This window comes from Arthrobacter sp. Dra40 (genome assembly GCF_059091905.1).
This window is the reverse complement of the sequence record NZ_JBNHHB010000503.1, coordinates 1-1,245: the sequence shown is the minus strand read 5'-3', so window position 1 is coordinate 1,245 and position 1,245 is coordinate 1. Positions and strand designations below refer to the sequence as shown.

At 60.6% G+C, this 1,245-nt stretch carries 2 protein-coding genes; one reads left to right on the top strand and one right to left on the bottom strand.

The annotated features are described in order from the left end of the window. Positions 1-110: 110 nt before the first annotated feature. On the bottom strand, positions 111-521 hold the full coding sequence (locus tag AC5RWT_RS37575) for a hypothetical protein (RefSeq protein WP_494084649.1): 411 nt from the start codon (positions 519-521) through the stop codon (positions 111-113). Between the two features lie 199 nt (positions 522-720). On the opposite strand from AC5RWT_RS37575, the gene AC5RWT_RS37570 reads away from it, so the two are divergent. After that, positions 721-1,212 (top strand): YajQ family cyclic di-GMP-binding protein, encoded by a 492-nt coding sequence (locus AC5RWT_RS37570; protein WP_493966614.1) that lies wholly within the window; start codon positions 721-723, stop codon positions 1,210-1,212. Positions 1,213-1,245 lie beyond the last annotated feature (33 nt).

The window sequence follows — 1,245 nt, the reverse complement described above, 5'->3', positions numbered from 1 at the left end:
CTCGGGTAATCTGCCGAACGCCTTCTTCAGAAGAAGACCGCTTCCCCGTGAGGAAGCAAGACAACTTTACACAAAGAACGGCCCAAGAATCGAATCGAGTCCGGTGACGGCTACAAACCCCGGGAAATCCGCTCCTGCATCTGACCGAGGAACCGCTCCGCCTGCTCGGGTGTGACCAGGTGCATCTGCACCGCTTGGTCCATTTCCCGGCGGATGCCGTCCAATCGGTTCGCAGGTGCCATGCCGAACCCGTCCGCGGCAGCGTGCGATGTTCCGCCCGCAGCTGCCGTCTTGCCGCTTTGGCCGAATTCTCTGCCATCCGGTACCCCCGCATGGTCCTTTCGTTGTTCACGCTCCACCTCTTCAGCGTCGCGACACACCAAGGCGGCAGCCCCGGCCGCCAGGGCCGGCGCTTGGACCGACGACGGGGAGGTGCCGGCGGCAGAGGCCGGTGCCGATCCCATCACAACCATCGTGGCGACGGCCGTTGCCGCCAGAAAGGAACCTGCCGCGGCTCTCATCGAGGTGACTATGTACCGCGGGCGGGATCCCATATGTGCTGCTCCTGTGAATTGCTGGCTGATACAACACTGAGATCCTTGCGGACGGGGATGAAGGAACGGTGGATGAATCCTGCGCACACGCTGGGAGATCCGCCCCGCGGAGGTGCAATTCAGTAGGCTGGTGGCAAGACACACAGGCCCAAGCACAGGAGGAACCATGGCCAGCGATTCTTCATTCGACATCGTCAGCAAGGTGGACAAGCAGGAAATCGCCAATGCTTTGAACCAGGCGCAGAAGGAAATTGCCCAGCGCTACGACTTCAAGGGCGTCGGAGCCGAGGTTGACTTCAGTGGCGAGAAGATTCTGATGAAGGCCAACTCAGAGGAACGCGTCAAGGCAGTTCTGGACGTTCTCCAGTCGAAGCTCGTCAAGCGCGGCATCTCGCTGAAGTCCCTGGACTCCGGCGAGCCATTCGCCTCGGGCAAGGAGTACCGGATCGAGGCCGGCATCAAGGAGGGCATCGCCCAGGACCAGGCCAAGAAGATCTCGAAGATCATTCGCGATGAAGGCCCCAAGGGCGTGAAGGCCCAGATCCAGGGTGACGAACTCCGCGTCACCTCCAAGTCCCGCGATGACCTGCAGGAAGTCATTTCACTGCTCAAGGGCTCCGACTTGGACGTCGATCTGCAGTTCATCAACTACCGGTAGCCGAAGGCATAAGGCTGGTCAAAACATGGCTGA

Excerpts from the sequence above, each read along its gene's own strand:
- AC5RWT_RS37575 (WP_494084649.1), bottom strand. The coding sequence starts at position 521 with ATGAGAGCCGCGGCAGGTTCCTTTCTGGCGGCAACGGCCGTCGCCACG.
- AC5RWT_RS37570 (WP_493966614.1), top strand. The coding sequence starts at position 721 with ATGGCCAGCGATTCTTCATTCGACATCGTCAGCAAGGTGGACAAGCAG.